Raw genomic sequence first — 25,707 nt, forward strand, 5'->3', positions numbered from 1 at the left:
CTCACATGATGGGCGGTGGATGCCCGGATGATGGGGACGTAACAATCGGTCGCGCTGTGCGATTCTCCTGGCCCACCCGGTCTGACATGGGCAAACGCTCCCGCATAATCAGGACCATGCCGCATGTGCTGCTCATCGAGGACGACACCTCCGTGCGCGACGGGATGGAACTCGTACTGCGCCGACACGACTACGACGTATCCGTGGCCGGCGCCGGAGAGGAGGCTCTACCCATGCTGGACGGCCTTCCGGGCAAGCCCGTCGAGCTCGTGGTCCTCGACCTGATGCTGCCCGGTATGGACGGCTTCGAAGTCTGCCGCGCCATCCGGGCCCGCAGCACCATCCCGGTGATCATGCTCACGGCACGTGGCGACGACCAGGACATCGTCACCGGCCTCGAAGCGGGCGCCGACGACTATGTGGTCAAACCGGCCACGGCCCGCGTACTTGAGGCTCGTATCCGGGCGGCACTGCGCCGGGCCGAGCCGGCGCCCGGCTCCGCGCCGGGAGAGCAGCACGCCGGGCTGGTCGTCGACCGGGCCGGCCTGACCGTGACCAAGCTGGGTACGCCCGTCCCGCTGCCGCCGATGGAGCTGCGGCTGCTGCTGGAGCTGTCGGCCGCTCCGGGCCGGGTGTTCAGCCGGGAGCAACTGCTGGCGTCGGTCTGGGATCTCGACTATCTGGGCGACTCGCGGCTCGTGGACGCCGCCGTGCGCAGGCTGCGCACCAAGATCGAGGACCTTCCCGGCAAGCCCCGGTACATCCAGACCGTCCGGGGCTTCGGCTACCGCTTCGGCCCCCTGTGAGCGACTGATGAGCCGCCTCCGGGCCCGTCTGGGCGGGCTGCGAATCCGCCTTGTGGTCACGTTCGTCCTCGTCACCCTGATCAGCGCGGTGACCTCGACCACGCTCGCCTACCGAGAATCCCGCGTCGCCGTGCTGGAGCGGGCCCAGAACGCGCTGCAGACCGATTTCCGCAACCGGGTGGGCGATGTGGCGGCCGACCTCGACATACCCGTCGATCAGAGCACGCTCACCCGCTTCGCCGTGAGCGTCTCGCGCGGGCTCGGCGATGACATCGTGGTCGCCCGGTACCACGACCTCACGGCCACCTCGGACTCACTGGCGGACCAGACGCGGATCACTCCCGAACTGCGGACCGCGGTCAGGACCACCGGCCGTATGCGGTTCCAGCGCGTCGAGTGGCACGGCAAACCGTTCCTGGTGGTCGGCGCGTCCGTGGCCTTCGACACCGGGCGCACCTCCGACCTCGACGTCTTCACCATCGCCCCGCTCAGGGCCGAGGAGGAGGACATCGCCGTACTGCTGGCCACGGTCCGTGCCGGAACCGTCCCGGTCGTGCTGCTGGCCGCGGCACTCGCCCTGCTCGCCGCGCGTACGGTGCTCCGCCCCGTACGGGACCTCGGCCGGGCCACTCGGATGCTCGCCGCCGGTGAACTCTCCACCCGTGTCACGGTGAGGGGGCGCGACGAACTCGCCCAGCTGGCCGCAACGTTCAACGACACCGCCGCGAGCCTGCAGACCTCCGTCGCCGAGCTGCGTGAACAGGAGGCGCGTGCACGCCGGTTCGTCGCCGACGTCTCACACGAACTGCGCACCCCGCTCGCCGCGATGACCGTGGTGTCCACCGTGCTGGACGAGGACGTCGACCAGCTGCCGCCGGACTCCGCGATGGCCGCCCGCACCGTCAGTGCGGAAATCGCCCAGCTCACCCGACTCGTCCAGGACCTCATCGAGATCTCGCGCTTCGACGCCGGAACCGTGTCGCTCGACGCCATGGAGACCGACCTGGCGGAGCTGGTCCGCACGACGCTCACCCGGCGAGGCTGGACCTCCCAGGTACGCACCGATCTCGCCGACGGGGCGCGAGCGGTGGTCGACCGGCGCCGGATCGACATCGTGGTGGCAAACCTCGTCGGCAATGCGCTGCAACACGGGGCCCAGCCCGTGAGCGTGGTGCTCCGCGCCACGGACGACGAGATCACCATCGAGGTCAAGGACCGCGGCCCCGGCCTGCCCCCCGAGGTCCTGCCGCATGTCTTCGACCGCTTCTACAAGGCTGACACCGCCCGCAGACGGTCCGAGGGCAGTGGCCTCGGCACCGCAATCGCCCTGGAGAACGCCCAGTTGCACGGCGGCACCGTCGAAGCCGCCAACCGCGCCGAGGGCGGCGCGGTCTTCACCCTCCGGTTTCCCCGCAACCGCCCGAAGGACGCGCAGTGAAGACTCCAGGACGTGCAAGAAAGACTCCGCGCATGTGCGCCGTCGTGGCCCTGCTCCTGCCGGCCGTTGCCGGCTGCGGAATCCGGCCCACAGGAGTGATCGACGCCGGTGAACCCATAACGGGTCTCAGCAAGGGAATGCGGATCTACTTCGCCTCGGACACGGGCCTGCGCGGCGTCTCGCGGCCCGGCTTGCAGGTGCGCCAACTCGACTCCGTCCTCAAACTCCTCCTCACCGGCCCGAACGAGTCGGAGCAGAAGAGCGGACTCACCAACCTCGTGCTGCTCGACGGCTCATATCATGCCTCTGCAAACGGCAACCGCGTCACCCTTGACGCACCGGACACCTACCTCTCCGCCGACGACCGCCTCCGCAACGGGCAACTGGTGTGCAGCCTGGCCCGCGCCCAGGCGGTCCTCCACCCCACACTCCGTCCGGACGACATCCAGGTCACCCTCCGCCCCAAAGACGAGCCACTCGGCCCGTACCAGTGCTCCTACTTTCTGAGCAGTTGAGGCAGTTCCGGGTCCGCGCCAGCCCTTGAGGCCCTTCAGGGGCGTGCGGCTGCACCGTCATGGCGCGCCGTGCCGCTACGGCGTGCGCTGCTCGCGGGCTGCGCGGGCCCACTCGCCGAGGACCGGGACGCAGACCTCGGCGAAGTGCTCGTAGTCGGCGGCGGTGTTGTAGACGTGTGCGGACAGCCGCAGATAGCCGGTGCCGCCGAAGCTGGTGCAAGCCACCTCCGCGCCCAGCTCCCGGGCAGTCCGGTCGCGCAGCGCGTCGGCCTCGACGCGGCTGGTGACCAGGCCCGTAGGCAGCCGCACCAGCCGCATGCCGGGGACCGGCATGCCGACGTCCACCCTGCTGCTGACGCCGGTCAGTTCGGCCAAGGCCCCGCCGACGACGTGCTCGGCGTAGCCGGCCAGGTCGTCCATGTAGCGGCGGGCGGTCTGCCAGCCCCAGGCGCGCTCGATGAAGTCGAGCGCCTTCCCCGCCGCCAGATAGCTGGTGCCGTCCACCGTGCCCTGCTGGTCGAAGCGGTCGGGGTACGGATCGGCCGCGCCCCACGAGTCGATCAAGGGATAGAGCCGTTCACGCAGTGGGCCGCGGGCGACCAGCGCCGCGCTGCCGCGTGGCGTGCAGCCCCACTTGTGCAGGTTGCCGACCCAGAAGTCGCACGTCACGCCGGCGAGCGGGGCGGCGAGCAGGCCGGGGGCGTGCGCGCCGTCCACGAGCAGCGGGATGCCGAGCCGCCGCGCCTCCACGCCGATCCGCTCCACCGGCATCCGGCGAGCGGTCGCCGAGGTGATGTGGTCGAGCACGATGAGGTCGGTGGCCTCGCTGAACTCGGCGGCCACGGCCTCGTACGCCTGCTCCTCGGTTGCCTCCAGCGGCACCCGGGCAGTGCGGACCCGGCTGCCCCAGCGCCTCGCCAGCCGCTCGGCGCCCATGGTTACGGCCCCGTAGCCGTGGTCCGTGACGATGATCTCCCCGCCGCGGCGGGGGGTGAGGCAGGCGTACACGACGCTGATGCCGGCGCTCGCATTCGGCACCAGGGCCAGGTCGTCGGGGGCGACCTTGAGGAAGTCCGCGAGCTCGACCCGGGCGGCGGAGATCCGCCGCGGCAGCGCCGGGAACCATACGACCGGGGCGCTTTCCATCTCCGCGCGCAGCTGGTCCTGCAGCTTCTGCGCCACCAGGGGAACCGCCCCGAACGAACCGTGGTTCAGGTGTCTCAGGGAGGGGTCCAGCGACCACGCCGCGGCCGCGGGCCGGCCGTCGGCCAGCAGCAGGGGGCGCGGAGCGGTGGCGACCTCGGTCTCGTTCATACGACCCCACATCTGCCGGACCTGAGCGCCTGGGGACATCAGACAGGCGCCAAGAGACATATGACGAATCGTCATCCTGGCACGTGTCTGTGGGGCGAACAAGAGACATGTGGGCAGATTTATCGGATGAATTTCAGCTTTCGCCTTTAAGTATCTGATGACTCGCTAAGGTGATCGAGGGTCGGTGGCATCGCCGCCCTGTCAGGGGAGGAGTCGGATGTCCGCAGTCGACAAGGCGTTCCAGGGCCTACGGCACATGATCGCGACGGGCCGCCTCGGCGCTGGCGAGCGCATCCCCTCGGAGGGTGAACTCTGCGAAGAACTGGGCGTCTCGCGGGGGTCGTTGCGCGAAGCCGTGCGGATGCTCGCCGCCCTGGGCGTCGTAGAGCCGCGGCAGGGCTCCGGCACATATGTCTCCCAGCTCAGGCCCGAAGACATCATCGGCAGCTTGTCGCTGACCTTCGAACTTCTCCCGCTGACCGGCCTGTTGGAGGTCTATGAGATCAGGCGCGTCCTCGAAGCCCACGTCGCGGCGCAGGCCGCGGCACGCTGTACGCCGGAGACGGTGCGGACGCTGTTCTCGCTCATCGAGGCCATGGAGGCAATCGACGACCCCGCCGAGGCCACCGAACTCGACCACCGCTTCCACGCGGAGATCGCCCTGGCAGGCGGCAACCCCACCCTGGACTCCCTGCTGTCGGTCTTCCGCGCCCGCTCCCGCAAATACCAGGTCTTCACCCTCCCCGAGGGGCCCGAGCTGCGCCGCAAGAGCGACGAGGACCACCGCATTCTGGCCACCGCCATCGCCGATCGCGACCCCGTCGCCGCAGCCGGCGTCGCACAGGCCCACATCGCCCAGACGGAGCGGTGGCTGCGTGCCTTCATGCCTCCTGCAGAGGAGGACACCCTAACTGACCGCACGGAGGGTCGTGCGTGAGCTCGGGCCGGTCGTCGTAGGCGAGGAGCCGTCGGCGGCAGGCGATGCATCGGAGGTCACCGCCAGGAGACCCCCTCAGGTGCGATGACACGCATGGCCATGCAAGATCTGTGCCATAGTTCCCAGGCGAGCGAAAGGGCCCAATCGGCCACCTTTTGTGGTCCCATCGCGCACATCTGCGGTGGGGGCCTGTCGCCAGAGGCAATGCAGCAGAATCGCCCTCGACGCCGAGAGAACCTCGCTTTAATTGCCGGTGCATTCTGAGTGACCTTGCTGGTTGTCTCCTCTCGGCACATGTGACGTGAGACCCGCAACCCACAACCGAACGTTCAGAATGGCCCGGCCCCGAAATCCGATGCGGTCCCGCCGGGCCTGAGACAAGCCTCCGCAGTTGACTCCGGACCAGGAGAGAACACGCAATGCAGATCACCCGTCGTCGCCCCACCCACGCTGTCGCCGCCGTGCTCGTCCTGGCAGCGTCCGCCACTGCCTGCGGCGGCGCCAGCGATAACGCAACCGGCTCAGGCGTCGACAAGAAGCCGGCCATAGGCATCGACCTGCCGCGTTCCGATTCCGACTTCTGGTATGCCTACGCGCAGTACCTCAGGAACGACATCGGCTCCAATGGCGTCAACGCCCTGTCGCTGAGCAACTCGCAGTACGACGCGGCCAACCTGGCCGCCGACGTCCGGGCGTTCGAGAACCTTGGGGCGAAGGCCATCGTCATGGCCCCACAGGACACCGCCATCGCCTCGATCCTCGAAAGGCTGGCGGCGAAAAAAATCCCGGTGGTCAGCGTCGACACCCGGCCGGACAAGGGCCAGGTCTACATGGTGGTCCGCGCCGACAACCGGGCCTACGGCACCAAGGCCTGTGAGTTCTTGGGCAAGCAGCTGGGCGGCAAGGGGAAGGTCGCCGAGTTGCAGGGCGCGCTGGACTCGATCAACGGCCGTGATCGCTCCGAGGCGTTCGCGGAGTGTATGAAGACGAAGTTCCCGAAAATCCAGATCTTCGAGCTCGCCACGGACTGGAAGGGCGACGTCGCCGCCGCCAAACTGCGGACGCTGCTCACGGAGAACCCTGACCTGGACGGCATCTACATGCAGGCCGGCGGCGTGTTCCTCCAGCCGACGCTGGCACTGCTCCAGGAGAAGGGGCTGCTCAAGCCGGCCGGCAAGGACGGGCACATCTCCATCGTCTCCAACGACGGCACCCCGCAGGAGTTGGCCGCGATCCACACGGGGAACATCGACGCAACCGTCTCTCAGCCCGCCGACCTCTACGCCAAGTACGCGCTCTATTACGCCGAAGCAGCAGCCGCGGGCAAGGAGTTCAAGCCGGGGGCGACCGACCACGACTCCACGATCACCAAGCTCCCCAACGGGCTGGAGGACCAACTGCCCGCCCAGCTGGTGACCAAGTCGAATGTGAACGACAAGTCGCTGTGGGGCAACAACGTCGGCTAGGACCGCGACCGGGGGAGCGAGGCCGATCCTGGTCGGCGTGCGCGACTACCCGCCGGCCAGTTGGCTTTTCAGCCACCGTTCGACCCCTGCCACGTGCACGGAAGCCGCGACGCCCGCCGCTTCGGGATCGCGGTCGACCAGGGCTTCGTAGATCCGTGTGTGTTCGATGTGGGTCCGTTCGAAGGCGCCCTCCTCCTCGTAGCCGCGCCACACCCGCGTGCGGAGCGTCTGCGAGGAGAGCCCTTCGAGGATCGCCGCCATCGACTCGTTGCCCGCGGCCCTCGCGATCACTCGGTGGAAGGCGACGTCGTGCGCGAGGATCTCCTCCGGGTCGGTGCTCACCCGCATCGCCTCAAGGTGCTGCTCCACCTCGGCAAGGTGCTCCGCGTCGATGCGCGCGGCGGCGAGGGATGTCACGCTGGACTCCAGTACCCGGCGCACTTCCAGGAGTTCGAGCAGCCGTGGGCCCGGCGAGAGGACCGCGACGGCACCGAAGGTCTCCAGGAGGTTGCCCGCCTCAAGCTGGGTGACATAGATACCCGAGCCGTGTCGGGCCTCCAGTACGCCCATGGCGGTCAGGGCGCGGACCGCCTCGCGCATCGAGCTGCGGGAGATCCCCAGTTGAGCCGCGAACTCGCGTTCCGTGGGGAGGCGTTGCCCCGGCTCCAGGAGCCCCTCCCCGATCATTGATTTGATCTGGTCGATGGCGCGCTGCGTCACCGTTTCCTTCGGTGCATCCGTCCGCTTCGCATCTGTCTCCACTTACGCCTCCCTGGTTCGCTGCGCGGAGTCTAGCTCCACGAGTGGTCGGACCACTACGGCTTCTTCTGGCTGAAAAACCGTCAAGATCCTATTGACAGCGCTGAATGGTCCGATGAATAGTCGTGCACTGCCGGTGAAGCGACCCGGCCGTTCATCTCCTTTGCATCCTGCAAATCCCCATGACTCAGCGCAGTGCCATCGGTGAGGAGCCGCAGCTATGGCCGGCAAGACTCTGAGAATCCCTTCGCGGGCAGCCCGAGCGGCGGCCACGGCCGCCTGTGCCGCTCTCGCTCTCACGGCGTGCGGAAGCACGAAAGACGCCGCCTCGTCCGGCGGCGCAGGAGGCGGGGAGGGCAAGGTCGGCGTAGTGCTGCCGCTGCTCACGTCGCCGTTCTGGCAGGCGTACAACGATTACGTGCCGAAGATGGCGACGTCGCAGGGTGTGGACGCGCTGAAGACGGTGAACTCCAACAGCGACCCGGCCCAGCAGATCACCGACATCAACAACCAGCTCAACCAGGGTGTCAAGGGTCTTGTGGTGGCCCCGCTGGACAGTGCCGCGGTCTCCGCGGGCCTGGACCAGGCCGAGCGCAAGGGCGTCCCGGTGGTCGCCGTGGACGTCGCCCCGGACAAGGGCAAGGTCGCCATGGTCGTACGGGCGAACAACAAGGCGTACGGCGAGAAGGCCTGCGAGTACCTGGGCAAGACGGCCAAGTCCGGCAAAGTCGTGCAGATCATGGGTGATCTCGCCTCGGTCAACGGGCGTGAACGCTCCGAGGCGTTCCGGGCCTGCGTCCAGAAGAACTACCCCGACCTGAAGGTCCTGGAGATTCCCGCGAAGTGGGAGTCCGACACGGCCGCCGCCAAGCTGGACACGCTCCTGAACGCCGACCCCGACATCAAGGGCATCTACCTCCAGGCCGGCGGCGTCTACCTGGCACCGACCCTGCAGACCCTCAAGTCCAAGGGGATGCTGAAGAAGGCGGGCGAGCAGGGGCACATCGCGATCGTCTCGAACGACGGCATCCCGCAGGAGTTCGAAGCCATCCGCCAGGGCCAGATCGACGCCACCGTCTCCCAGCCGGCGGACGCGTACGCCAAGTACGCCATGTTCTACATCAAAGCCGCCATGAAGGGAGAGACGTTCAAGCCCGGACCGACGGACCACGACTCGACCATCGTCAAGCTGCCCAACGGCGTGCTCGAAGACCAACTGGCGGCGCCCCTGGTCACCAAGGCCAACGTCGGTGACCCCAAGCTGTGGGGAAACACGGTCAAGTGAGCTCCGTTGAAACCATGACCCGCCCGCTGGTCGCCGCCGAGGGCATCGTCAAGCGCTACGGCCCCACCGTGGCGCTGGGCGACGGCCGGCTGACCGTCGTGCCCGGTGAGTCCCACGCCCTGGTCGGCCGCAACGGCGCCGGCAAATCCACTCTGGTTTCGATCCTCACCGGACTGCAGGCCCCCGACGCGGGCACGGTGAGCTTCGACGGGGAAGCGGCACCGCCGCTCTCCGACCGCGATGCCTGGCGCCGCAAGGTCGCCTGTGTCTACCAGAAGCCCACCGTCGTCCCCGGCCTCACGGTCGCCGAGAACCTCTTCATCAACCGGCAGCCAACCGGCAGGGGAGGCTTCATCAGCTGGCGCCGCATGCAGGCCCGGGCCGTCGAACTCCTCGACACCTGGGACGTACGCGTCGCACCCGACGCCGTCACCGCGGAGCTGAAGGTCGAAGACCGCCAACTCGTGGAGATTGCACGGGCGTTGAGCTTCGGTGCGCGCTTCATCGTCCTCGACGAGCCCACAGCGCAGCTGGACAACAGGGAGATCGAGCGGCTCTTCGACCGGATGCGCGGTCTGCAGGAGTCCGGGGTGACCTTCCTTTTCATCTCACACCATCTGCAGGAGGTGTACGAGGTCTGCCAGACGGTGACCGTGCTGCGCGACGCCCGGTGGATCACCACCGCGCCGGTGGCGGACCTGCCGCGCGCCGCCCTCGTCGAGGCCATGGCTGGTGAGGCGGTGGTGGACAGCGGTGCCGTCGCCCGCCCGGCCCCGCCCGCCGACGCGCCCATCCGTCTCGACGTACGCGGCCTCACCGGCGCCGGTGAGGTGTTCGTGGACGTGGACCTGACCATCCGCCGCGGTGAGGTGGTCGGCCTCGCGGGATCCAGCGGAAGCGGCAAGATCGAGCTGGCCGAGAGCCTCGCCGGACTGCACACCCCGACCGGGGGACAGGCAGAACTGGACGGCGCGAGGCTGCCGTTCGGTGACGTCTTTGCCGCCTTGCAGGCCGGTGTGGGCTGCGTACCCAGGGACCGGCACGAGCAAGGTCTCGTGTCCGGGATGACCATCGGCGACAACGCCACCATGAGCGTCCTCGATCGGCTCGGCCGATACGGCCTGGTGGGCACCGCGGCCAAGCGCTCCTTCGCCAGGGACCTCATCCAGCGTCTCGACATCCACGCCGAGGGCCCCGAGCAGCCGGTTTCCGACCTGTCCGGAGGCAACGCCCAGAAGGTCGTCATGGCCCGCGCCCTGGCCGGCGACCCCCGCCTCCTCGTCCTCATCAATCCGACCGCCGGCGTGGACGTGAAGTCCAAGGAGTCACTGCTCGCCCGGGTGGACAGCGCCCGCGACGACGGCACGGCGGTGCTCGTCGTCTCGGACGAGGTCGACGACCTGCGGCGCTGCGACCGCGTCCTGGTGCTGTTCCACGGCCGCGTCGTCGCCGAGTACCCGGCCGGCTGGAACGACCACGAGCTGATCGCCTCGATCGAAGGAGTTGACCGTGGCTGACACCCAGGCCCCGAACCTGCGGGCCACCACCGCCCCGCCCGCGGCCACCCCGCCGGGCACAACCAAGAACGTACTGCTGCGCAGGGCACGCGAGTTGGCCCTCGTGCCCGCGCTCCTCGCCCTGCTGGTCCTCGGCGCGGTGGTCAACGACTCCTTCCTCACCGAACGCAACCTCATCTCCATCCTGGGTGCCTCGGCCGCGCTCGCCATGGTCGTGCTCGCCGAGTCCCTGGTGCTGATCACCGGGAAGTTCGACCTGTCCCTCGAATCGGTCGTCGGCATCGCGCCCGCGCTCGGCGCGTTGCTCGTACTGCCCGCCGCCAGTGCCGGATTCGGCACCGAATGGCCGGTCGCCACGGGGCTGCTGGCGATCATGGTGGCCGGTGCGCTGGTCGGCGCCGTCAACGGGGTCCTGGTGGTGAAGCTCAAGCTCAACGCGTTCATCGTCACGCTCGCGATGCTGATCATCCTGCGCGGCCTGCTGGTCGGCGCGACCGAGGGCAAGACGCTCTTCGGCATGCAGGACGCCTTCTTCACCCTCGCGACCACCACCTTCCTCTCGGTTCCGATGTCGGTATGGGTGGCGGTGGCCGCTTTCGGGCTCGCCGGTCTGGTGCTCAAGTACCACCGCTGGGGACGGGCGTTGTACGCGATCGGCGGCAACCCGGACGCGGCCCGCGCCGCCGGCATCCGCGTCGACCGCGTGATGCTGGGAGTCTTCGTCGTCGCCGGTGTTCTCGCGGCGGTCGGTGGTCTGATGCAGACCGGCTACGTCGGCGCCATCAACGCCAACCAGGGCCAGAACATGATCTTCACGGTGTTCGCGGCCGCGGTCATCGGCGGCATCAGCCTCGACGGCGGCAAAGGCACCATGTTCGGCGCCCTCACCGGCGTCCTGCTGCTCGGGGTCGTACAGAATCTGCTGACGCTCGCGCAGGTGCCGTCCTTCTGGATCCAGGCGATCTACGGCGGCATCATCCTCATCGCCCTCATGATCGCCCGGGTCACCACCGGCCGCGCACAGGACTGAACCCGACCGCACTCGCGGGCCCGAAGGGGCCGCGTCGGCCCAAGCCCCCATGCCCGCGCACCACCCGCGCACCCAGCAAGGAGAACCCCGTGAAACTGCTGCGCCTGGGCGACCCCGGACGGGAGCGCCCTGCCCTCCTCGCCGATGACGGCCGGTTCCTGGACCTGTCCGGCCTCGCCGCCGACATCGACGGTGCCTTCTTCGCCTCCGGCGGACCGCAACGGGTCCGGGCCGCTGCCGAAGCCGGCGAGCTGCCGGAGCTGGACCCGGCCGGACTGCGCACCGGCGCTCCCGTCGCCCGTCCCGGCAAGGTCGTCTGTGTCGGCCTCAACTACCGCGACCACGCGACAGAGACGGGGGCGGCCATCCCCGAGCGGCCCGTGATCTTCATGAAGGACCCGGGCACGGTCGTCGGCCCGTACGACGAGGTGCTCATCCCGCGCGGGTCCACCCGGACCGACTGGGAGGTCGAGCTGGCCGTCGTCATCGGCGCCCGCGCCCGCTACCTGGACGGTGCGGAGGAGGCGCTGGACTGCGTGGCCGGGTACGCGGTCAGCCACGACGTGTCCGAGCGGGAGTTCCAGCTCGACTTCTCCCCGCAGTGGGATCTGGGCAAGTCCTGCGAGACCTTCAACCCGTTCGGGCCCTGGCTCGTCACCCCCGACGAGGTGGGCCGGCCGCAGTCGCTCGGCCTGCGGCTCGCCGTGAACGGCGAGATCAGGCAGGACGGCCACACCAAGGACATGATCTTCCCGGTCGGTTATCTCATCCACTACCTGAGCCAGTACATGGTCCTCGAACCCGGCGACGTGATCAACACCGGCACCCCGGCGGGCGTCGCCCTCGGCCTGCCCGGACAGCCCTATCTGCGTCCCGGCGACACCGTGGACCTGTCCATCGACGGTCTCGGCAGCCAGCGCCAGACCTTCGTCGCAGCGTGACGCCCGTGAAACCCATGAAAGCGGTCGGACCAGTGAACAAGGACCCCCTACCCGGGACCGCCGGCTCTCCCGCGGCGGTGCCCCCCGGCTCCCCGCGGATCACCGCCGTCGACACCTACGACATCCGCTTCCCCACTTCGCGCGAGCTCGACGGCTCCGACGCGATGAACCCCGACCCCGACTACTCCGCCGCCTACGTGGTCCTGCGCACCGACGCCCCGGACGGCGCCGAAGGGCACGGCTTCACCTTCACCATCGGGCGCGGCAACGACATCCAGGTCGCCGCCATCGAGGCGCTGCGACCGTACCTGGTCGGCCGGCCGGTCGACGCGCTGTGCGCGGACCCCGGCTCGGTCAGCCGTGACCTGACCGGCGACAGCCAACTGCGCTGGCTGGGACCGGAAAAAGGCGTCATGCACATGGCGATCGGTGCGGTGGTCAACGCCGCATGGGACCTCGCCGCCAAGCGGGCCCGCAAGCCCCTGTGGCAACTGCTCGCCGACGCCGAGCCCGAGTGGCTGGCCGGCCAGGTCGACTACCGCTACATCACCGACGCGCTGACCCCTGACGAAGCCCTCGCACTCCTCGAACGCGGCCGCGAAGGCGTCCCGCAGCGCGCGGAGCGCCTGCGTGCGACCGGCTACCCCGGCTACACCACCTCCCCCGGCTGGCTCGGCTACTCGGACGAGAAACTCACCCGCCTCGCCGGCCAGGCCGTCTCGGACGGTTTTCGGCAGATCAAGCTGAAGGTCGGCGCCGACCTGGACGACGACATACGCCGCTGCCGCGCCGCCCGCGCAGCCGTCGGCCCCGACATCCGCATCGCGATCGACGCCAATCAGCGCTGGAACGTCGACGAGGCCGTCGAATGGACCCGGGCCCTGGCCGAGTTCGACCCGTACTGGATCGAGGAACCCACCAGCCCGGACGATGTCCTCGGCCACGCGGCGATCCGCAAGGCCGTGACCCCGGTGAAGGTCGCCACGGGCGAGCATGTGCAGAACCGCATCATCTTCAAGCAGCTGCTTCAGGCCGGCGCGATCGATGTGCTCCAGCTCGACGCCGCCCGCGTCGGCGGAGTGAACGAGAACCTCGCCATCCTGCTGCTCGCCGCCAAGTACGGGGTACCGGTCTGCCCGCACGCCGGCGGAGTCGGACTGTGCGAACTCGTCCAGCACCTCTCGATGTTCGACTACGTCGCGCTGTCGGGGACGACCGAGGACCGCGTCATCGAGTACGTCGACCATCTGCACCAGCACTTCATCGACCCGGTCCGGATCGAGAACGGGCACTACGCCACCCCGACCGCCCCCGGATTCTCGGCACAGATGAGGCAGGAGTCCATCGACACCTACCGCTACCCCGACGGCACGTTCTGGGCGGCCGACGCCGCAGGCAAGGAGGAGCAGGCATGAGCACACACACCGTGACCGGGCACGACGGAGAACTGCACGGCCTGAAGGCCCTCGTCACCGGCGGCGGCTCCGGCATCGGTCTGACCACGGCCCGGCTCCTCGCCGCACGCGGCGCCGCCGTGGCGGTCCTCGACCTGACACCCGATGCCGCGACGGCGCCACTGCGCGGCTACACCGCGGATGTGGCGGACGACGCCTCCGTCAGCACGGCGGTGGCCGACGCGGCCGCCGACCTGGGCGGCATCGACATCCTGGTGAACAACGCCGGGATCGGCGCTATCGGGACGGTCGAGGACAACGGCGACGCGGAGTGGGAGCGGGTGCTGGGCATCAACGTCCTCGGCGTGGTGCGCACCACCCGCGCCGCCCTGCCCCACCTTCGGGAATCGGCGCACGCGTCGATCATCAACACCTGTTCCATCGCCGCCACGGCCGGGCTGCCGCAGCGGGCGCTCTACAGCGCGAGCAAGGGCGCGGTCCTGTCACTGACCCTGGCGATGGCAGCCGACCATGTCCGCGACGGGATCCGCGTCAACTGCGTCAACCCAGGCACCGTGGACACCCCTTGGGTGGGGCGGTTGCTGGAGCAGGCCGACGATCCCGCCGCCGAGCGCGCCGCGCTCGAAGCACGCCAGCCGATGGGCCGTCTGGTCACCGCCGACGAGGTGGCTGCGGCCATCACCTATCTGGCCGGGCCCGGCGCGGCCTCGGTGACCGGAACCGCCCTGGCCGTGGACGGCGGCATGCAGGGCCTGCGACTGCGCCCGGTCGGGCAGTGATGGCAGCCGCGGCGAGCGACCACACCGAACGCGCGGCCCACCCGCCCGCCGACGCGGTGCCGCGACGCGGCCTCGGCCGCAGCGGCGTCGAGATCACCACGCTCGGCCTCGGCGGCGCTGCGCTGGCCGGGCTCTACGCCCCGGTCGACGAGGAAAGCGCCGCCGCCACCGTCCAGGCGGCCTGGGACACCGGCATCCGCTACTTCGACACCGCGCCGCACTACGGCCTGGGTGCATCCGAGCGACGCCTGGGCGCGGTGCTGCGCACCAAGCCCCGTACGGAGTACGTCATCTCCACCAAGGTGGGCCGCCTCCTCGAACCGAACGAGGGGGGCGGCTCCGACATGGCGAACGGCTTCGCCGTCCCCGCCACCCACCGCCGTGTGTGGGACTTCAGCGCCGACGGGGTGCGACGCTCCCTGGAGGAGAGCCTGACCCGCCTCGGCCTCGACCGCGTCGACCTGGCCCTGATCCACGACCCCGACGACCACGGCGAGCAGGCGTTCCACGAGGCATACCCGGAGCTGGAACGACTCCGCTCCGAAGGCATGGTGGGAGCCATCGGCGCGGGCATGAACCAGACCGCGATGCTCGCCCGGTTCCTCATCGACTCGGACGTCGACGCGGTACTGTGCGCGGGCCGCTACACCCTTCTCGAACAGCCCGCGCTCGACGAGCTGCTGCCCGCCGCCGCGAACCGCGGCAAGAGCGTCATCATCGGCGGTGTCTTCAACTCCGGTCTCCTCGCGAACCCCACTCCAGGAGCCACGTACAACTACGGTGCGGCCTCCGGTGAGTTGCTGGAGCGGGCGATACGGATGCGGGAGATCACCGAGGCGTACGGTGTACCGCTGCGCGCCGCCGCTCTCCACTTCCCCTTCGGCCACCCGGCCGTGGCGAGTGTGCTGACCGGAGCGCGGTCGGCGGCGGAGGTTCTGGACGCGGCGACACTCCTGAATGCACCGGTCCCGGCCGACGTCTGGGACCGGTTGCGCACAGAGGCCCTGCTACCGTGCCACGTCCCCGTACCGGAGGCCCGATAGCCATGCGCGTCACCGGCAGGCTTCCGGCGCCCTCGTCGTCCCCCAGGGGTTCCCGTCCGGCCGGCGGCCGGACGCCGACCGGACCTGCACCCACCCTGCCGCCCGACCACCACCTGTGCCCTGGCCATCTTCGACAGCTGAGGAGTTTCCGCCCATGCGCATCGCCCTGCACACCAAGGTCCGTGCGGACCGCATCGCGGAGTACGAGGCGGCTCATCGCGAAGTGCCGCAGGAGCTGACGGCCGCCATCCGCGCCGCCGGGACCACCTCGTGGACCATCTGGCGCAGCGGTACGGACCTCTTCCACGTCCTGGAATGCGAGGACTACGCCGCCCTCCTCGCCGAACTGGAGCAGCTGCCGGTGAACATCGCCTGGCAGGCCCGCATGGCCGAACTCCTCGACGTCATCCACGACTACTCGGAGGACGGAGCCACCGCCGGCCTGCCCGTCGTATGGGAGCTGTGAGCTTGATGGGCATCATCGATGCGCACCACCACGTTTGGGACCTCTCCGTGCGCGACCAGGGGTGGATCGCGGGGCCCGAACTCGCCCCGCTGCGGCGCGACTTCCACCTCTGTGACCTGGAGCCGCAGGCCCGCGCCGCAGGCGTCGACCGCACCGTCCTCGTCCAGACGGTTACGGTGGCGGAGGAGACCCCGGAGCTCCTGGCGCTCGCGGCCGGGAGCGACGCGGTGGCGGGAGTGGTCGGCTGGACCGATCTCACCGCGTCCGACGTGGCCGGGGAACTGGCCCGGTTGCGTGCCCTGCCCGGCGGGGAGTGGCTGCGGGGCATCCGCCACCAGGTGCAGGGCGAGCCGGACCCCTGGTGGCTCACCCGCCCCGAAGTACTGCGCGGACTGCGGACGGTCGCCGACGCCGGGCTGGTGTACGACGTGGTCGTCCTGCCGCACCAGTTGCCCGCAGCGGTCTCCGCCGCCCGGCACCTGCCCGAACTCACCTTCGTACTGGACCACCTGGGAAAACCACCCATCAGGTCCGGTCAGTTGGAGCCTTGGGCGGCGGCCGTCCGAGAGCTCGCGTCGCAGCCGAACACCGTCTGCAAGCTGTCCGGCATGGTCACCGAGGCCGACTGGCACGAGTGGACGGTCGACGTCCTGCGCCCTTACGCGGACACCGTGCTCGACGCCTTCGGTCCGCAGCGGTTGATGTTCGGATCCGACTGGCCGGTGTGCGGGCTCGCCGCAAGCTACGCCGAGGTGGTGGAGGCCACCGGTGTGCTCCTCGCGGGTCTGAGCCCTGACGAGAAGACCGCGGTGTGGACGGGCACCGCGGGGCGCGTGTACGGGCTCTGATGGCCGGGCGGGCGGCCGAGGCACCGCGTCCGGCATCGCCGGTTGGATGACATCCTGCGTCACTACACCCGGGCCGAGCAGGACAAGGCCCGCACCGGGTTGGGCCACGGGCAGAGCGCGCCGATCGATGATCTGCCGGCGGAAGGCCGGACCTGCGATGACTGCCCCCACGGCCACGCCCGCACCGGGAAACGACCCGGCCCGCCGCAGTTCGGCATGCGGAAACAGTCCGCCCGCGGCAGGGTGGCCGTCGTTGATCACCTGGGGGCCGCGTGGGCAAGGCCCCCGGGGCCCGCGCGGACGGTCGCGGGCCCCGGGGTACCGGTCAGTGCCCGCAGATGTGCTGGTCCCGCAGTTCCAGCGGGATTACCGTACCGCCGGCCGCCGGGGTGACCTCCAGTACCAGGACGCCGTCATGGAAGACCGGGCGGACGAAGTCCCGGGTGTCCACCACAGTGTCGGGATCCACCTCGGCCCCCAGCGCATCGACCCGGTCCACCGCGCCCGTCGCCAGCGCCCGCGCGATCGTCAACCGCCCGCGCAGTGATTCCTGGCCGGGGAACCGGACGGCGCGGCCCGACTGCCTGGTCAGCAGTGCCTGGCGGGCCTGAAGCGCACCGGGGTGGTACTCCTGCGCTCCGCGGGCCGGACCGTCGTCCGGGCCCGCCACGGCGGCGCCCGGTTCCATCAGTCGCGCCGCCAGGGCGGCGAGCGCAGTCGGTCCGGTGGTCGCCGGGAGCTCGACCGACGCGGCATGGTGTGCCTGGCCGGTGCGAATCGGATGCGTGCACAGCAGGACCGCCCGAGGGCAGCCGGTGTCCTGCACGGCCTCCAGCACCAACCGCTCCAGCGCCGTCCGGTCGCGGTGACCGCCGTCGATGCCGAGGACCGGGCCGCGTGCGGGGGGTGTCACCGGACGTCCACGAAGACCGGGTTGGCGTAGAACCACAGGTCGGCCCAGGGATCGGCGTCACCGTTCACGTCCATCAGCGGTTCGATGCCGCCGCTCACATGGCGCTTGCCGTCGGTGCCGCGCAGCCGGATGTAGAACGGCTCCCGCACATTGCGGAAGGTGTGCGTGAAGACCACCTGGTCATCCTGTGCGCGCCGGCCCGGCTCGAAGGACTCCGCCACGGACACGTCGGGCGCCGTGAAGGTGTCGCGGTCGGCCACCGCACCGGTGACCGCGCCGCGTATGAGGTCCACCCGGGCGAGCCGGGGGATCTCGCCGTGTCCCCCCGGCCGGGTGGCCGGTCGGATCGCGATGCGGACCTTGACGTCGCTGCCGCGACGTACCGACACCCGGCCGCCGAGGGTTGCCGGGTAGTCGTGGCCGTCGCCACTCACCCGCAGGTCCAGCCCGTCGATCAGGCCGCCCATGCCCACCCACACCCGGCCGCTGCGGATTCCGTCCATGACGCCGCGGAAGTTGCGGCGTGCCGTGCCGACCACGGTCCGGCTGAACTGGCCGGGCCAGAAGTCCGCGTAGAAATGCGGCGCGCCGGTGTCCACCGGGTCGGGGTAACCGCCGTGGTCGGCGTACCAGTCGTCGGCGACCGGAGGACGGTCCAGGGGGGAGCCGTTGGCACGGTGGATGTCGGAATTGGTGGTGATCCACCAGCCCTTGCCTTCAGCGAGCATCGAGTCCCACATGCCGCCGAGCTTGGCGGTCATCCAGTCGAAGCCGCCCCAGGTGCGGTACGCCTCCATCGGAAAGCCCGGCCAGGAGTCCGTGCCGGGGCTGTTGCCGTAACCGCCGCGGGACCCGCCGTCTCTCCCCGGCACCGGCATGCCGTCGTTCTGTGCGCCGGGAGCACCCTCCATGCCCACCGCGATGTGCGGGGCCGTGTCGCGGTAGGCGCGCATCTCATGGGGGGAGTAACGGCCGTTGCGCGACGGGTGGTTGGCGATCATCAGTGCGGAGTCGATGGCTCCCTTGTCGACCTGGGCCGACATCCACCGCAGACCGTCCAGCGCGAGGGCCTCGTGCGCGTCGGACGAGGGGTTGGTGCCGTTGATGTTGCCGTCGAAGAGCTTCTCGAAGGCGCGCAGGGCGGTGAGCTCGTCCTTGGACGTCTCGAAGAAGACGGTGGCGTGCTCGCCGCCGGGGACGTTCCACTCCAGACCCTGCCACAACAGCATGTCGCGGTGCTTGTCGCGCGCGGCGAGCACATCGGCGTAGGTCTGGTCGACCGCGTACTTCTCGTGGGCGGTATGGCCGTGATCGGTGATGACCATCCAGTCGAGCCTGTGCTTCGACCCTTCCTCCACCTGCTGCATGACGGTGTGCATCCCGTCATAGCTGTACTGGGTGTGGACATGGTGGTCGCCGGCCAGCCACTGATACCGCCGGGGGTCGATACCCGGCCGCGAATGCTGCGACGCGGCCATCGCGGGACCTGCCAGAGGGCCGCCGAAGACACCAGCGCCCGCGGCTGCGGCACCCACCAGTCCCAGTCGGCGCAGGAACTGGCGGCGGCGCAGGTCCACCGGGCGCAAGTCGCCGTCCGCAACCGACGAGTCGGCGTACGGCAGCAGGTCGCGCGACCGGTCTGCGGCGTGGTGATGGTGCTCGTGGTGATGTGCTCTGCCCACCTGGACTCCTCGTTTGGTACGTGGCGAGCACGGTAGGTCGCCGCGGCAACCGCGGAGAGTACGGCAGGTGACATCTTCTTCCTGAAGTTGATGTGATCGTGCGCTGCCGGGCCCGGGCCCGGGCTTGGTGGTCCGGTGGACTTGGGGGGACTGCGCGGAGAGTTGACTGCGTTCGTGCCTGAGGTGTTCGCTTCGGAACACCTCGCGACGTGGGGCGAAGAGCCCTCAGGTCCCGATCCGGACCAGGCACCGGCCGCCGTGCTCGCGGTCTTGTCCCCGGTGGACTGCTGCGCACGGCCACGGTCCCCGTCGTATCCGACAACCGTGCGGGGCCGCGGGGGAGACACCAACCCTTGCGGCCCCGGCATGCCGGGGCCAGGACAACGATGGACACCAGGCAAGACGGACACGTCGGACGCCGCGCCAGGCGTTGAATCCCCGGTTTCGCCAACCGGGGATTCAACGCTGCACGAGGTGGGGTCACGGACCCTGCGCCTCAAGGCGATCGAGCGGGAGAACGAAGTCGCCTCCACTGCGCGGGTCCGCCGCTGCCGAGGGAATCACCGCGTGGTCCAGCGTTGGTTCGCACTGCCGTTGCAGGACCAGATCTCGATCCTGGTGCCGGGGGAGGTCTGATTGTTCCAGGCGTCCAGGCAGCGACCGGACGGCAGGGAGACGAGCTCGTGCGCCGGCCCCGTGGCGGGGGGCCGCGGGCTCACCCGGTAGAGCACGGTGCCGCCGGCCGGAACGGTGGCGCTGATGGTGCCGTCGGTGCTGACTTGGCTGGTGTGCGCCCACAGATCGTTGAGGTTGTACCCGGCGCCGCTGGCCGGGAGACCGGCGGCCGCCGCGGTGGTGGAGATGACGGCCTGGGAGGACGTTTCGTTGAACAGGGCCACCGCGACGTCGCCGTTGGCCAGGGGGCGACGCAGCACGTCCAGGCCGTGCTCGGTGGTGACCGCCGTGCCTTGTTCGCCGCGGCTGTCCTGGTTGACGGCGATGACGTCCTTGTTGAGGTAGACGCTCAGGTCCTGGTCGCTGATGGGGAAGCCGGAACTGCCGGCGGCCGCGGGGGTACGCAGGTCGGCGCCCGAGATCAGCGGGGCCGCGAGCACTGCGGCGACCGACAGCTCGGACTTCTCCTGGTCATACGTCAGGCGCTTGTTGGGGTCGTGGGAACCCGACGCATAGGCGTAGTTGCCGGTCCCCAGCATGTCGATGTCGTTCCATGCGCCGGGACCGGCCCACTTCGCCTTGTCCAAATCGGTGTGGATGAGTCGTTTGAGGCCGTCGAAGGAGGCGTCCCGATCCCCGTCGATGCGCCACATGTTGGCCACGCCCTTGCCCCACTCCCAGGGAGACTCGCCCTGGGCCGCGGGTTGCAGTGAGAGGCTGAAGACGATCGGCCTGCCGGTTCGCTTGAGGGCGTCGCGCATGGTGGCGTCCCGGGTCTGCAGCGGCAGCCTTTCGTCGCCGGGCCGCTGGGCGGGGTCGCTGGCCGTGCAGTTGTCGTACTTGAGGAAGTCCACGCCCCACGAGGCGAAGGTGTCCGCGTCCTGCTGCTCATGGCCAAGACTTCCGGGGAAGCCCTGACACGTGTGGTAGGTCGGGCTCTCGTAGACGCCGAACTTCAGGCCCTTGCCATGCACGTAGGCGGCGAGTTCCGCCAGGCCGTGGGGGTACTTCTGCGTATCGGGGACGAGGTGGCCTCCGGAGTCGCGGTTCCGTTCCATCCAGCAGTCGTCGATGGTGAGGTACTGGTAGCCGGCGTCGCGCATGCCGCTGGAGGACATGAAGTCGGCCGTGTCCTTGACGATCTGCTCGGTCGCGTTGCAGCCGAAGGTGTTCCAGCTGTTCCAGCCCATCGGTGGAGTCAGCGCCAGCTGGTCGTCCAGGGCCTGGGCGGGGGCTGCGGTGAGCAGGGGGACGCCGAGCAGGGACAGCATCAGCGATACGGCGAACAGCAGACGGGGGAGCGCACGCATGGGGGCCTCCAGTGGGGGGTCGGGGTCCGGGTGGATTCCGGCCGGTGGGCCGGGGACCCGGGTGCGTTCGAGCGGGGGGGAGCAGCACGGCAAGGAGGACCGCTCCGCTGCGGACCTCGGCTCTGTGGGAAGCCGACGCGGTTGGCTTCACCATGGGTGCCCGTGCTGTGCGGGCTGAGGAACACGCTCATGTCCTGAGTGGCCGTCACCTTCGGCGGGGTGGCCGTGTCCACCTCGGCCCGGGCGGGTTCGTCGGTGGGGTAGTGGGTGCGGCGGGTCCGATATCTGACGCGGTGCGCGGGCAAGCGAACCAAAAGCAACATAAACAGTCAATGCTTGTGGGTAATTCAGGGCATTGATTCAGCCAAGTCGCACACGATGGAACAGATATCAACATCTGTGCTGCGGCTACGGGTTCAGTCGCACCGTGCCGAAGGCGAGCGCACCGAACGTCACCACGAGACGCCCGGGCCTATGAAGCCCACAAGGTCCTCGACCCGCCTCACGCCGGTGACCGGAGCGCAGGCGCTCCGCCGTCTTCCGGGTGAAGCGGGTCCGAGGTGCCCGGATCACCGCCGGGCGGCGTCCGTCAGAGCTTGCGGCACAGCAGGGCGTCCGGCATCCCGCCCTTGGCCCACGCGTTGGTGAAGGCGATTCCGGCCGCGAACTCGTCGGTTCGGCACTGGCCCTTGTAATTGCCCTGCGCGAACTCTCCGCCCGGGTCCCCGGCCGGGCGATCGTCGCCGCGGTCGAACCACACCGTACGGCCGTCCGTGCCGAGTGCGCTGCTCGCCTTGGCGCACAGCACGCCCGAGACCGCCTGGCCGCGCACGCTGTAGCCGATCATGAACTGGCCGAGCCCGCACTGGTACTTGGTGTAGCCACCCGCCCAGTCGCCCTGCTGGACATTGTGTTCGTCGTGCACGACGCTCAGCGCCGGGTCGGTCCCGGCGAGCCCGGCGGCTCCGGCGTCGGTGCACAGGCCGCGCCCGTCGCGATGTGCCAGGCCGATGAGGCGCTGCCCGTCGGGGCAGACCCCCTTGCGCGCTCCCGGGTCCCAGTCACCTTGCGTCCGTACCCGCGCCGACTGGACCGCGTCGGCGTGGTCGAGGTTCAGCATGTCCCAGGTGTCGGAGACGGCGATCCGGCCCGTCTTCTGCGGCGCGGTCACCAGACGCCGCCAGTCGGCCGCGCGCCAGTCACCGCCGTCCAGGATGCCGGAACGCCGTCCGGCGGTGTCGAAGTCGATCAACGACCAGGTTCCGTGGCCGGCCCATCCGACCAGGGGCCAGAAGGCGAAGTCGGTGTCCTGGTCGATCAGGTAGTCCACGAAATTGCCGAACCAGGCTCGCGCCTGCGGGTTCGTCTCGTCACTGCCGACGCCGAACTCGCTGATCCACAGAGGCGCGGTGTAGTGGCGTCCGGCTTCGGTGACGTAGAACGCCTGTCGTTGCAGGGTCGCGAACAGATCCTCGCGGGAGAGTTCCTGGTAGCGCGGGTCATGGGTCTCGCCCATTCCCGTCGCGCCGGTGTGGTTCGGTCCGGTGTAGCCGTAGAAATGCGCCGAGTACACCAGCTTGTTCGAGGCGACGAGGGTGTGCGACAGGGTGCGCACCGGTTCGAGCGTCGGCCGCCAGTGGAACAGCCCGTCGGCCGGGATCCCCTGCCAGTTGATGCCCTCGACGACCACCAGCAGATCGGGGTTGGCCTCCGTGAGCAGACGGTCGCCTAGGTGCTGGGAGGCGGCCCACCAGTCGTGGCTGTCGCCCCAGTTCCAGTTGGCGTCGTCGGTGACGGTCCGGCGGACCTCATTGTAGAGGTCGGCTCCGACGACGCGTTTGTTGTCCTTGTAGCGGCGGGCGAGCGAGAGCCAGTCGTCCTCCCACTGAGCGGTGGACTGACTGGTGTTCCAGCGTTCGTTGCCGTCCAGGCCGCAGCAGAAACGCGACGTGTTGGTGTGGTTGTTGAGCACCACCGCGAAGCCTTCCGCGGTGGTGGCGGCGATCACCGCGTCGAAGACCTGGAGCGGGGTCTTGCCGCGCAGTTGCGGGTTGGCGGCGACTGACGAGTCCGGGACGGGGCGCTTGTCGTGCAGCATCTCGTTCGAGAACGGCAGCCGGATGCTGTTGATGCCGAGTTCGTGAAATCCGGCGAGGATCTTCGGTATCGGCGCGCGGTCCAGGCCGAGCGGCATCTGGTCGGACTTCTCGCCGTCGTGGTGGTTCGCCGGGTCGGCGATGTCTCCGGATCCGTTCCAGGACCCTTGGGCACCATGCCAGTTGGCCGATTTGAGCTTGAAGCGATTGCCGTCGGCGTCGACGATGTAGCGGCCCCGGGTGCTGAGCGGCGGACGCCACGAATCGATGAGGGCTTTCGGCTCGCCGACCGCCGGGGGAGCGGGGTGCGGGGCCGTCGAAGCGGCTGCCCCGGGCGCGCCGAGCGCTCCGAGCAACAGCGCCCCGACGAACATCGCCGACAGCAGGGGTCTTCTCACAGGGGTCCCTCCGAGGTTCGTGGTCCGGAGCGCGGGCACGGACTCGTCGAACGCCGCGGACCGATGGGCAGTACGTGAACGGGTGGCGCGTGGTGGAGCGTTGGTGCCGCCCCGGCTCGGGAAAGCGCCGGGGTGGTGCGGCCCCGGGACTGAATAGCACGGATCAGCTCTGGACGTGAGATATCCGCCAACGATTTCCGCACCACCCCGCGTGAAGTCCGCCGGCCGTTGAGGGGCGCAGATCAGCCGCCGCACAGAGTGATTCAGCGGGGTGAATGTCGTCGTGGATGCCACCGCCCCCGAAGAAGTGCGTCACCCGCTCGCCCTCGATGAGCGCGAGGGCCCCGGGAATGTCCACGTGGTCCCGCAGGATGGTTCGCCCGCCCCGGGCGAGGCGCACGAACGTGATCGCATTCACCCCTGGCGCACTTCCGATGGAGGGGGGAACGGCCCGATGCTGATCTGGGTTAAAACTCGATTCCATGTCGAGGCAGTTAGTAGTCCGTTGACCGCAACAGCAGCGAACGGAGAACACTCGTGACTGTCGGAGTCCTCAAGGAAGCGCGGGCGGGTGAGAATCGAGTCTCGGCCACGCCGGCCACGATCGAGTCGATCCGCAAGCTCGGGTACGACGTGATCGTCGACTCCGGCGCGGGCGTCGCAGCCGGCTTCACCGACAGCGCCTACCAGGCCGCCGGCGCGCGCATCGGCGACGCGACGGCCGCGGACGTGGTGCTGGGGGTCAACGCCCCGAGTCCGCAGCAACTGGACCGGGTACGGCCGGAGGCGACGGTGATCGCCCTGTTCGCGCCGGCGTTCGACCCCGCGATGGTCGAGGATCTGGGCCGCCGGCCGTTCACGGTGCTGTCGATGGACGCCGTGCCGCGCATCAGCCGGGCGCAGTCGATGGACGTGCTGTCGTCGATGGCGAACATCGCCGGCTACCGGGCCGTGGTCGAGGCGGCGCACGAGTTCGGGCGGTTCTTCACCGGCCAGGTGACGGCGGCCGGCAAGGTGCCGCCGGCGAAGGTGCTCGTCGCGGGCGCCGGCGTCGCGGGTCTGGCGGCGATCGGTGCGTCGGGGGCGCTCGGTGCGATCGTGCGGGCGACCGACCCGCGGCCCGAGGTGGCCGACCAAGTCCGGTCGCTGGGCGGGGAGTACCTCTCGATCGAGTCCCCGGAGGCCGAGGTCTCGAAGACGGGCTACGCCAAGGAGATGGGCGACGACTACAAGGCGCGCGAGGCCGAGCTCTACAGCGCGCAGTGCGGTGAGGCCGACATCGTCATCACCACCGCGCTGATCCCCGGGCGCCCCGCTCCGACGCTGATCACCGCGGAGACGGTGGCCGGTATGAAGCCGGGATCGGTGATCGTGGACATGGCGGCCGCCAACGGTGGCAACGTGGTGGGCACGGTGGCGGGGGAGAAGGTCGTCACGGAGAACGGCGTGACGATCATCGGCTACACCGATCTGGCAGGCCGGCTGCCGGCACAGGCCTCGCAGTTGTACGGCACGAACCTGGTGAACCTGCTGAAGCTGATGACGCCGGGCAAGGACGCGTCGCTGGTGCTGGACTGGGACGATCCGGTGCAGCGCTCGATCACCGTCGTCCGCGAGGGCGAGTTGGCGTGGCCGCCCCCGCCGGTCCAGGTCTCGGCGGTCCCCTCCCCTGCGGCTGCGGCTGCGGCGGCGGCGACGGAGTCGGCGAAGCCGAAGAAGGCACCGATGACGGCGGCGCGGCGGTTCGGTGCCGTGGCGCTGAGCGCGCTGGCGCTGTTCCTCATCGCGGGGTTCGCGCCGGCGGCTCTGCTGCCCCATGTGACGGTCTTCGTGCTGGCGATCGTGATCGGTTACTACGTGATCGGTCACGTGCACCACGCCCTGCACACGCCGCTGATGTCGGTGACGAACGCGATCTCGGGGATCGTCGTCGTCGGCGCGCTGCTGCAGATCGGGAATTCGAGCACGGCGGTCACGGCGCTGTCGTTCGTGGCGATCCTGCTGGCCAGTATCAACGTCTTCGGCGGCTTCGCGGTGACGCGTCGCATGCTTGCCATGTTCAACAGGAGCTGAC

General features: G+C 69.6%; 21 protein-coding genes. 15 read left to right on the forward strand and 6 right to left on the reverse strand.

Features of this window, described 5'->3' with window-relative positions:
• The first annotated feature begins 116 nt into the window (after nt 1-116).
• Genes CG747_RS14065 through CG747_RS14075 form a run of 3 tightly spaced genes read left to right on the forward strand, consistent with a single transcriptional unit; the run spans nt 117 to nt 2,759 of the window.
• Nucleotides 117-806: a response regulator transcription factor gene (locus CG747_RS14065; protein ID WP_100602054.1), complete on the forward strand. Its 690-nt coding sequence runs from the start codon at nt 117-119 to the stop codon at nt 804-806.
• A 7-nt stretch (nt 807-813) separates the two neighbouring features.
• Entirely contained in the window at nt 814-2,244 is a 1,431-nt protein-coding gene (locus CG747_RS14070; RefSeq protein WP_100602055.1) for an ATP-binding protein, read from the forward strand.
• Between the two features lie 32 nt (nt 2,245-2,276).
• Nucleotides 2,277-2,759, forward strand: a complete 483-nt coding sequence (locus CG747_RS14075) for a GerMN domain-containing protein (protein ID WP_100602056.1) — start codon at nt 2,277-2,279, stop codon at nt 2,757-2,759.
• 75 nt (nt 2,760-2,834) lie between these two features.
• Here CG747_RS14075 and CG747_RS14080 read toward each other — a convergent pair whose 3' ends face one another.
• Nucleotides 2,835-4,073: an aminotransferase class V-fold PLP-dependent enzyme gene (locus CG747_RS14080; RefSeq protein ID WP_100602057.1), complete on the reverse strand. Its 1,239-nt coding sequence runs from the start codon at nt 4,071-4,073 to the stop codon at nt 2,835-2,837.
• Between the two features lie 217 nt (nt 4,074-4,290).
• On the opposite strand from CG747_RS14080, the gene CG747_RS14085 reads away from it, so the two are divergent.
• Together CG747_RS14085 and CG747_RS14090 are read left to right on the forward strand one after the other, a co-directional pair.
• Complete coding sequence (locus CG747_RS14085; protein WP_100602058.1) at nt 4,291-5,010, forward strand: FadR/GntR family transcriptional regulator; 720 nt, start codon at nt 4,291-4,293, stop codon at nt 5,008-5,010.
• Nucleotides 5,011-5,429: 419 nt separating this feature from the next.
• A complete protein-coding gene (locus CG747_RS14090; RefSeq protein WP_100602059.1) occupies nt 5,430-6,476 on the forward strand; it encodes a sugar ABC transporter substrate-binding protein in 1,047 nt (348 codons plus the stop codon).
• A gap of 45 nt (nt 6,477-6,521) precedes the next feature.
• Here the strand turns inward: CG747_RS14090 and CG747_RS14095 are convergent, their stop codons facing one another.
• Nucleotides 6,522-7,196 carry a FadR/GntR family transcriptional regulator gene (locus tag CG747_RS14095; RefSeq protein ID WP_308303775.1) on the reverse strand — a complete coding sequence of 225 codons (675 nt, stop codon included), beginning with the start codon at nt 7,194-7,196 and terminating at the stop codon, nt 6,522-6,524.
• 259 nt (nt 7,197-7,455) lie between these two features.
• Here CG747_RS14095 and CG747_RS14100 point away from each other — a divergent pair, with 259 nt between their 5' ends.
• The 9 genes from CG747_RS14100 to CG747_RS14140 all read left to right on the forward strand — a co-directional run bounded on the left by CG747_RS14100 (nt 7,456) and on the right by CG747_RS14140 (nt 16,559).
• Complete coding sequence (locus tag CG747_RS14100) at nt 7,456-8,520, forward strand: sugar ABC transporter substrate-binding protein (RefSeq protein ID WP_100602060.1); 1,065 nt, start codon at nt 7,456-7,458, stop codon at nt 8,518-8,520.
• 14 nt (nt 8,521-8,534) lie between these two features.
• Complete coding sequence (locus tag CG747_RS14105) at nt 8,535-10,037, forward strand: sugar ABC transporter ATP-binding protein (protein ID WP_100602061.1); 1,503 nt, start codon at nt 8,535-8,537, stop codon at nt 10,035-10,037.
• Nucleotides 10,030-11,067 (forward strand): ABC transporter permease, encoded by a 1,038-nt coding sequence (locus CG747_RS14110; RefSeq protein ID WP_100602062.1) that lies wholly within the window; start codon nt 10,030-10,032, stop codon nt 11,065-11,067. Before CG747_RS14105 ends, CG747_RS14110 begins: the two co-directional genes overlap by 8 nt.
• Before the next feature lie 89 nt (nt 11,068-11,156).
• A complete protein-coding gene (locus CG747_RS14115; protein WP_100602063.1) occupies nt 11,157-12,008 on the forward strand; it encodes a fumarylacetoacetate hydrolase family protein in 852 nt (283 codons plus the stop codon).
• A gap of 14 nt (nt 12,009-12,022) precedes the next feature.
• Nucleotides 12,023-13,423 carry an enolase C-terminal domain-like protein gene (locus CG747_RS14120; RefSeq protein ID WP_100602064.1) on the forward strand — a complete coding sequence of 467 codons (1,401 nt, stop codon included), beginning with the start codon at nt 12,023-12,025 and terminating at the stop codon, nt 13,421-13,423.
• The gene (locus CG747_RS14125; RefSeq protein ID WP_100602065.1) at nt 13,420-14,202 is read left to right on the forward strand and encodes an SDR family NAD(P)-dependent oxidoreductase; all 783 of its coding nucleotides are present in this window, start codon (nt 13,420-13,422) and stop codon (nt 14,200-14,202) included. The genes CG747_RS14120 and CG747_RS14125 overlap by 4 nt, the downstream gene beginning before the upstream one ends.
• On the forward strand, nt 14,202-15,245 hold the full coding sequence (locus CG747_RS14130; protein WP_100602066.1) for an aldo/keto reductase: 1,044 nt from the start codon (nt 14,202-14,204) through the stop codon (nt 15,243-15,245). Before CG747_RS14125 ends, CG747_RS14130 begins: the two co-directional genes overlap by 1 nt.
• A gap of 154 nt (nt 15,246-15,399) precedes the next feature.
• Complete coding sequence (locus CG747_RS14135; RefSeq protein ID WP_100602067.1) at nt 15,400-15,711, forward strand: L-rhamnose mutarotase; 312 nt, start codon at nt 15,400-15,402, stop codon at nt 15,709-15,711.
• 5 nt (nt 15,712-15,716) lie between these two features.
• Nucleotides 15,717-16,559, forward strand: a complete 843-nt coding sequence (locus tag CG747_RS14140; protein ID WP_100602171.1) for an amidohydrolase — start codon at nt 15,717-15,719, stop codon at nt 16,557-16,559.
• Between the two features lie 325 nt (nt 16,560-16,884).
• On the opposite strand, the gene CG747_RS14145 is transcribed toward CG747_RS14140, so the two are convergent.
• The 4 genes from CG747_RS14145 to CG747_RS14160 form a co-directional block, all read right to left on the reverse strand.
• The gene (locus tag CG747_RS14145) at nt 16,885-17,472 is read right to left on the reverse strand and encodes a hypothetical protein (protein ID WP_100602068.1); all 588 of its coding nucleotides are present in this window, start codon (nt 17,470-17,472) and stop codon (nt 16,885-16,887) included.
• Nucleotides 17,469-19,154, reverse strand: a complete 1,686-nt coding sequence (locus tag CG747_RS14150) for a PHP domain-containing protein (protein WP_219621445.1) — start codon at nt 19,152-19,154, stop codon at nt 17,469-17,471. The genes CG747_RS14145 and CG747_RS14150 overlap by 4 nt, the downstream gene beginning before the upstream one ends.
• A gap of 560 nt (nt 19,155-19,714) precedes the next feature.
• A complete protein-coding gene (locus CG747_RS14155; RefSeq protein WP_100602069.1) occupies nt 19,715-21,139 on the reverse strand; it encodes a glycoside hydrolase family 27 protein in 1,425 nt (474 codons plus the stop codon).
• 589 nt (nt 21,140-21,728) lie between these two features.
• Entirely contained in the window at nt 21,729-23,609 is a 1,881-nt protein-coding gene (locus CG747_RS14160; RefSeq protein ID WP_100602070.1) for a glycoside hydrolase family 5 protein, read from the reverse strand.
• Between the two features lie 561 nt (nt 23,610-24,170).
• Here CG747_RS14160 and CG747_RS14170 point away from each other — a divergent pair.
• Nucleotides 24,171-25,706 (forward strand): Re/Si-specific NAD(P)(+) transhydrogenase subunit alpha, encoded by a 1,536-nt coding sequence (locus CG747_RS14170; protein WP_100602072.1) that lies wholly within the window; start codon nt 24,171-24,173, stop codon nt 25,704-25,706.
• The last annotated feature ends 1 nt before the right edge of the window (nt 25,707 follow it).

This window comes from Streptomyces sp. CB02959, assembly GCF_002803155.1.
Classification (GTDB): Bacteria; Actinomycetota; Actinomycetes; order Streptomycetales; family Streptomycetaceae; genus Streptomyces.